The organism is Lutispora sp., from assembly GCF_041687175.1.
Taxonomy (GTDB): domain Bacteria; phylum Bacillota; class Clostridia; order Lutisporales; family Lutisporaceae; genus Lutispora.
In genome coordinates this window covers 1-6647 of the sequence record NZ_JAWLCK010000135.1, presented here as the reverse complement: position 1 = coordinate 6647, position 6647 = coordinate 1, and the positions used below count along the sequence as shown (strand labels likewise).

The following is a 6647-nucleotide window of genomic DNA, read 5'->3' as shown; positions in this document are numbered from 1 at the left end:
ATTGATGCAGTAATTCTTAATGTACCTGTATTTTCATTTCCAAGTTTCTCACTAATTGCAGCAAAGCTGCAAAATATACCTCTTATAGCACTCTCCCCGGTAAATGGGAAAATGCCAGGTCTGGGTGGATTGCAAGCAACGGTAAACGCCATTAGAGAAGCTGGCCTTAAATGTGAAAAGGTATGGGGGAACATCGATGAAAATGATACCTTAAAGAAGGTAATGGGCTTTTTAAGGGCAGCACATGCAGTGACAGAATTAAAGGGCCAAGTATTCGGGCTTATTGGAGGACGAAGCATTGGAATGGCTTCAGGAGCTGTGAATCCGGATGTATGGATGAAGGTATTTGGTGTAGATGTGGATCATATCGATCAATCAGATATTCTAAGAAGAGCAGAATTAGTCGATAATAAAAAGGTTGAGAAAGCACTTGCCTGGCTTAATGAAAATCTGGGATCAATTCAGTATGACAATGATAAATTAACAGAGGAATCATTAAAAATGCAAATCAGAACTTACTATGCAACAAAAGAGCTGATTGAAGAAAAGAAGTTCAATTTTGTGGGTGTAAAATGTCATTATGATTTAAGTGAGTATTATGTCACTCAGTGTCTATCCGCAGCATTCATAAATGATCCTTATGATTGGGATGGAGCTAAAGACCCTGTAGTGTTTTCCTGCGAAGCAGATGCTGATGCTGCTCTTACCATGCAGGTTATGCACCTTGTTTCAAATCAGCCTGTAATATTTGCAGATTTTAGGCATTATGATAAAAACGAAAATATATTCACCTTCTGTAATTGTGGTGCTATGTCTACATGGTATGCTGAGAGAAGTGATGATCCTAAGAAAAATTTGAAGTCGGTTAATTTAAGCCCTGTTATTCCTAAGTATGGAGGTAAAGGCTGTCATGTTCAGTATATTGCTAAGGAAGGCGAGATGACCTTTGGAAGGCTCTCAAGGGTGTTAGACAATTACAAATTAACAATCTTCAAGGGAGAATTTAAAAAATATCCTCCTGAAAAGTTAAATGAAACATGTCCGGCATGGCCGCATGGCTATGTTAAGGTGGATGTTGATTATCTCGATTTAATCAATAGATATGAAAGCAATCATGTACATGGAATATATGGCGATTATATTGAAGAGCTTACAAGATTTTGTGAATTAAGCAATATAGAATATGAGGTGATAGGGTGAAGATAGCAGTAGCAATAGCATCTGAAAACGCACTACCATCAGCTTTTGTGGTTTTTCGAGGGATTGAAGAGAGTATAAAAAAAGCTGCTGAGCTAGGATATGATGGAGTAGAATTAGCTCTGTTAGATAAGGATCAAGTGGATGTTAATAAAATCAAAGAACTTATTAATAAGTACAATATGGAAATTCCAGTTATCTCAAGTGGTCAAGTTTTTGCTGGATCTGGATTATGGTTTACATCACCAGATGTTGAAAAGAGAAAAAGGGTTATTGAAGTATTTAAGGGTCTTGTTGATGTAGCTGTAGTATTTGGGGCAATGCTTAATATAGGTCGTGTCCGCGGTTTCATTGCTGAAGGGGAAACCCTAGAGGAAACAGAGCAGAGATTTGCTGAAGTACTGGAAGAAGTATCTGACTATGCCAATAAAAAAGGCGTAAAACTAATTTTAGAACCAGTTAACAGATATGAAATTAATTTTATAAATAATTGTGATCAGGGAGTTGACTTGATCAATAAATTAGGTATTAGTGGATTAGGGCTTATGCCTGATGTATTCCACATGAATATTGAAGATGCTTCTATTGAAGGAAATCTAAAAAAGTATATTGATTATATTGATTATGTTCACTTTGCTGATAGTAACAGGTTAGCTCCCGGATGGGGACATCTTGACTTTGAATCAATTGTTGATGCTTTAAAGGAAGTTAATTATGATGGTTGGATATCTGTTGAAATATTGCCTGAACCAAACTCTGACTCCGCAGCAGAGCAAGCAATAAAACACCTTAGAACTTTAATTCCAAAAAATAAGGAGAAAGCTTATGAATAATAAAACCATATGGATAGGAAATGATCATGGAGGGTATGACCTTAAAGTTCAAATATTAGAATACTTACATAAAAAGGGTATTGAGTATAAAGATGTTGGATGTTCCTCTACAGAAATTGTGCGTTATCCATATTACGCAAACAAGGTAGCAGGAGCAGTATCAAGTGGAGAGTGTGATCGGGGTATATTGATATGCTCAACGGGTATAGGAATGAGCATCATAGCAAATAAGTTTAAGGGAGTAAGAGCATCTTTATGTACAAGCACCTATATGGGCAAGATGACTCGTGCTCATAATAATTCAAACTTACTTTGTCTGGGTGGCAAGATTACTGGGACACTAGAGGCACTAGATATATTGGAAGCTTGGTTAACAACAGAATATGAAGGTGGAAGGCATGATATTTCCCTTGGGTTAATTGAAGAAGCTGAGGGAACTCTATGCAATGAAAATGAATGGCTACCTGCTGACCTTTCAAAGTAAAAAAGCAAGGTTCAGCATTTCAAATAAATCAATTAAGGAGGTTGCGAAATGGCATTGGATTTTGTAAAAGAGAAAGAATTGCAAGAATTATCTAAGAATATGAGAATTGAAATAATTGAAATGTTAAACAAAGTAAAAACAGGACATCCAGGAGGATCTCTATCAGCGGTGGAAATTATGGCAGTTTTGTATTTTAATCAAATGAATATAGATCCCCAAAATCCACAATGGGAAGATAGGGATAGATTTATTGCTGGTAAAGGTCATTGTGCTCCGATAGTTTATGTTGCATTGGCAGAAAGAGGTTACTTTCCTAAGGAAGAATTAAGAAATTTAAGGCAGATGGGATCAATATTACAAGGCCATCCTTGTATGTTAGCAACACCGGGAGTTGATATGTCATCAGGACCCCTGGGCTTAGGATTATCAGCAGGAGTAGGTATGGGAATAGCTGCAAAACTTAACAAGAAAGATTATTATACCTATGTTTTATTAGGTGATGGAGAAATACAAGAGGGTCAAGTTTGGGAAGCAGCAATGTCAGCGGTGAAATTTAAAATTGATAATGTAATTACAATACTTGATAATAATGGAGTGCAATTAGATGGAACCAATGATGAAATTATGCCATTGGGAGACATAGGCAAGAAGTTTGAATCCTTCGGTTGGAATGTTATTCATATTGATGGACATTCTATTAAAGAAATAGACCAAGCAATAGAAGTAGCAAAAACTATAAAAAATAAACCTTCTATAATAATTGCTAAAACCATAAAAGGAAAAGGCGTATCCTACATGGAAGGAAAGAGTATATGGCATGGGAAACCATTAAGTGAAGAAGACTATAAAATTGCCATGGAAGAGCTAGGAGGTGCCAATTAATTATGAAAGCAATGAGAGACGCTTATGGTGAGGCATTAATAGAACTAGGAAAAGTAAATGAGGATGTAGTAGTTTTAGATGCTGATGTATCTAGTTCGACGAAGTCAGGTTTGTTTGGGAAAGTATTTCCTGAAAGATTTTTCAATATGGGTATAGCCGAAGGAAATATGACAGCTGTATCTGCAGGGATGGCTGCATGCGGCAAGATTCCATTTATAAATACCTTTGCATTTTTGTTTGCTCTAAGAGCAGCTGATCCGATAAGAAGTTTAATAGCCTATGGAAATTTAAATGTTAAGATCGCAGGAGCCTATAGTGGTTTCTCGGACTCCTATGATGGAGCCAGTCATCAGGCAATAGAAGATGTTGCCATTATGAGGTCAATTCCTAATATTACAGTTGTAGTTGTTGCAGATGAACATGAAGCAAAGAAAGCGGTATTTGCTGCAGCAGAGCATAAAGGACCAGTTTATTTAAGATTAAGCAGAGCAGAAGTAAAACCGATATATGATGATAATATGAGTTTTGAAATAGGAAAAGGAATAAATGTTAAAGAAGGTAAGGATGTTACAATAATTGCAAATGGGTATATGGTAAGTAAGGCTTTGGATGCAGCAGAGCTATTAAGGGCAGAAGGCATAGAAGCAGGGGTAATTGATATGCATACTGTTAAACCTTTAGATAAGGAACTTGTTCTAAGGAAAGCAAAAGAAACTGGGGCAATAGTTACAGTAGAAGAGCATAATATACATGGCGGTCTTGGTTCTGCGGTTGCAGAGGTACTCTCAACAAATACTCCTGTGCCATTAGAGATAGTAGGAGTAAAGGATGTCTTTGGTGAGTCAGGCGACTATGAAATGTTACTTAAAAAGAATGGTCTATGCGGAGAATCAATAGCAGATGCTGCAAAAAGAGCATTAAAAAGAAAAAAATAAACGGGAGGTAGAGTAGAATGAATGAATCAATGCATAAGTTTATGAAGGTAGGTTTAATTCATTTTATGGCATTTCCAAACACAATAAAGGGTGAAGGCCCAATTGAGGAAACTATAAGGAAAATAGCCGTGGATGACTACTTTGATGCAGTAGAAATTACATGGATCAAGGATGAAAAGGTCAGAGAAAATGTTAAGAATATGATTGAAACTTCACATTTGACTGTAGCTTACGGTGCTCAGCCAAGATTACTTACAACAGGTCTTAATATAAACTCATTGGATGAAGAAGAAAGACAAACAGCACTAGCATCCTTAAAAGAAGGAATTGACGAAGCAGAATTTATGGGAGCAAAGGGCTTTGCATTCTTAAGTGGAAAATATAACGAAGAAACTAAGGAAGAATCTTATAAGGCACTAGTAAAGTCTACAAGAGAACTCTGTGAATATGCAAAGCCAAAGGGAATGAAAGTAGTACTTGAGGTTTTTGACTATGATATTGATAAGAAATCTCTAATAGGGCCAGCTAGTCTAGCAAAAAGATTTGCAGAAGAAATGAGAGCAGAGTATGATAACTTTGGATTAATGGTGGATTTGAGCCATATACCAATGATTTATGAAACTGTAGAGGAATCAATACTGCCAATAAAGGATTATTTAGTTCATGCCCATATGGGTAATTGTGTAATTAAGGATTCATCAATGAAAGCCTATGGAGATCAGCATCCAAGATTTGGTTTTCCAAATGGAGAAAACGATGTGGAAGAGCTTGTTAACTACTTAAGGGTCTTAATGGACATAGGATTCTTAAATGAAGAAAATCCTCCAATTGTAAGCTTTGAAGTTAAGCCGGTCGGGGATGAAGATCCTGAGATTGTTATTGCTAATGCTAAAAGAACTTTAAATCAGGCATGGGCAAAACTATAAGTATCAAAAACGGAAGGGAGACATAGATATGAAAATAGTAGTATTGGACGGTTACACCCTAAACCCAGGAGATTTATCTTGGGAAGGTTTGGAAAAAATAGGGGAAGTCGTGATTTATGATAGAACTCCAACAGAAGAGGTAACATCAAGAATTGCAGATGCAGAAATAGTATTTTCAAATAAGGTTCCAATTACAAGAGCAAACATGGATGCGGCTCCGAATCTAAAATATATTGGGGTTTTAGCAACAGGATACAATGTAATAGATGTAGATGCAGCAAAGGATAAAGGAATTATTGTAACCAATATTCCTACCTATGGGACAGCATCAGTAGCACAATTTGCAATAGCTATGTTATTAGAAATTTGTCATCATGTTGCCCATCATAGTGAAGCAGTTCATAAAGGAAGATGGGAATCCAATCCGGACTGGTGCTTCTGGGATTATCCACTTATAGAGTTGGAAGGAAAAACCATGGGTATAATCGGTTTTGGTCGAATAGGTCAAAGTACAGGAAAAATTGCCCAAGCATTGGGAATGAATGTATTAGCTTATGATGGACACAAAAATCCAGAATTAGAGTGTGCTACATGTAAATATGTAACTCTTGATGAACTATATGAAAACTCAGATGTTATAGCACTACATTGTCCGCTGTTCCCATCTACAGAGGGTATAATCAATAAGGATTCCATTGCAAAGATGAAGGATGGAGTAATCATCCTTAATAATTCAAGGGGTCCACTAATCGTGGAAGAGGATCTGCGAGATGCATTAAATAGTGGTAAGGTATATGCCGCAGGAGTTGATGTAGTTTCTACTGAACCAATAAAGGGAGATAATCCATTACTACAGGCTAAGAATTGCTTTATTACACCACATATATCATGGGCACCAAAGGAATCTCGTCAAAGATTAATGGATATTGCAGTAAATAGCCTTGCAGCATTCTTAGATGGAAATCCTATTAATGTAGTAAATAAATAATTTATATAAAGTGCAATGGATAGGAGGTAGGTAACAGACACCGAGCTTACCACTTATTTACATAATGTCGTCCTTTTGGTAATATAAAAGCAAGTGTATTACCAAAAGGACTTTTTTATAGAGAGACTATAAAGGAAAGGGTGTGCGTATACCGGAACATGCGGCTAAAAGTTGAAGAAGCATCTTCCGAGTATTGCTTGAAAAAATTACTATTTCAGTGATTATGAACCGTCCCCGATTGATGATAGGAAAGGAGAGGATATTATGATATATAGGAATGCTAAAGTAGAAGACATTTCTGGCGTTTTAGAGCTTCAACAAAGGTATCATATTTCTACAATACCCGAAGAGGATAAAAATGATGGATTTGTAACGACATTGTTTACAGAAGAGCAGCTCAAG

At 36.5% G+C, this 6647-nt stretch carries 7 protein-coding genes and 1 pseudogene; all 8 read left to right on the top strand.

Translation table 11 applies throughout. The features are described 5' to 3' along the window. The coding region (locus ACESM9_RS13610) for an L-fucose/L-arabinose isomerase family protein (protein ID WP_372999750.1) at positions 1 to 1200 on the top strand (1200 nt) is incomplete at its 5' end. Further along, entirely contained in the window at positions 1197 to 2030 is an 834-nt protein-coding gene (locus ACESM9_RS13605) for a TIM barrel protein (protein WP_372999747.1), read from the top strand. The genes ACESM9_RS13610 and ACESM9_RS13605, both read left to right, overlap by 4 nt. Continuing rightward, positions 2023 to 2514, top strand: coding sequence for a ribose 5-phosphate isomerase B (rpiB, locus tag ACESM9_RS13600; protein ID WP_372999744.1), 492 nt, complete (start codon positions 2023 to 2025; stop codon positions 2512 to 2514). Before ACESM9_RS13605 ends, rpiB begins: the two co-directional genes overlap by 8 nt. A gap of 48 nt (positions 2515 to 2562) precedes the next feature. Continuing rightward, positions 2563 to 3396 (top strand): transketolase, encoded by an 834-nt coding sequence (locus tag ACESM9_RS13595; RefSeq protein ID WP_372999741.1) that lies wholly within the window; start codon positions 2563 to 2565, stop codon positions 3394 to 3396. A 2-nt stretch (positions 3397 to 3398) separates the two neighbouring features. After that, the gene (locus tag ACESM9_RS13590; protein WP_372999738.1) at positions 3399 to 4331 is read left to right on the top strand and encodes a transketolase family protein; all 933 of its coding nucleotides are present in this window, start codon (positions 3399 to 3401) and stop codon (positions 4329 to 4331) included. A 17-nt stretch (positions 4332 to 4348) separates the two neighbouring features. Then, positions 4349 to 5257, top strand: a complete 909-nt coding sequence (locus tag ACESM9_RS13585) for a sugar phosphate isomerase/epimerase family protein (RefSeq protein ID WP_372999735.1) — start codon at positions 4349 to 4351, stop codon at positions 5255 to 5257. Between the two features lie 28 nt (positions 5258 to 5285). Continuing rightward, entirely contained in the window at positions 5286 to 6245 is a 960-nt protein-coding gene (locus tag ACESM9_RS13580; RefSeq protein WP_372999732.1) for a D-2-hydroxyacid dehydrogenase, read from the top strand. Between the two features lie 264 nt (positions 6246 to 6509). Continuing rightward, a pseudogene (locus ACESM9_RS13575) lies at positions 6510 to 6647 on the top strand (GNAT family acetyltransferase); the annotation flags it as partial.

Coding starts and splice junctions, on each gene's coding strand:
- rpiB (WP_372999744.1), top strand. CDS start 2,023: ATGAATAATAAAACCATATGGATAGGAAATGATCATGGAGGGTATGAC.
- ACESM9_RS13590 (WP_372999738.1), top strand. CDS start 3,399: ATGAAAGCAATGAGAGACGCTTATGGTGAGGCATTAATAGAACTAGGA.
- ACESM9_RS13580 (WP_372999732.1), top strand. CDS start 5,286: ATGAAAATAGTAGTATTGGACGGTTACACCCTAAACCCAGGAGATTTA.
- ACESM9_RS13595 (WP_372999741.1), top strand. CDS start 2,563: ATGGCATTGGATTTTGTAAAAGAGAAAGAATTGCAAGAATTATCTAAG.
- ACESM9_RS13585 (WP_372999735.1), top strand. CDS start 4,349: ATGAATGAATCAATGCATAAGTTTATGAAGGTAGGTTTAATTCATTTT.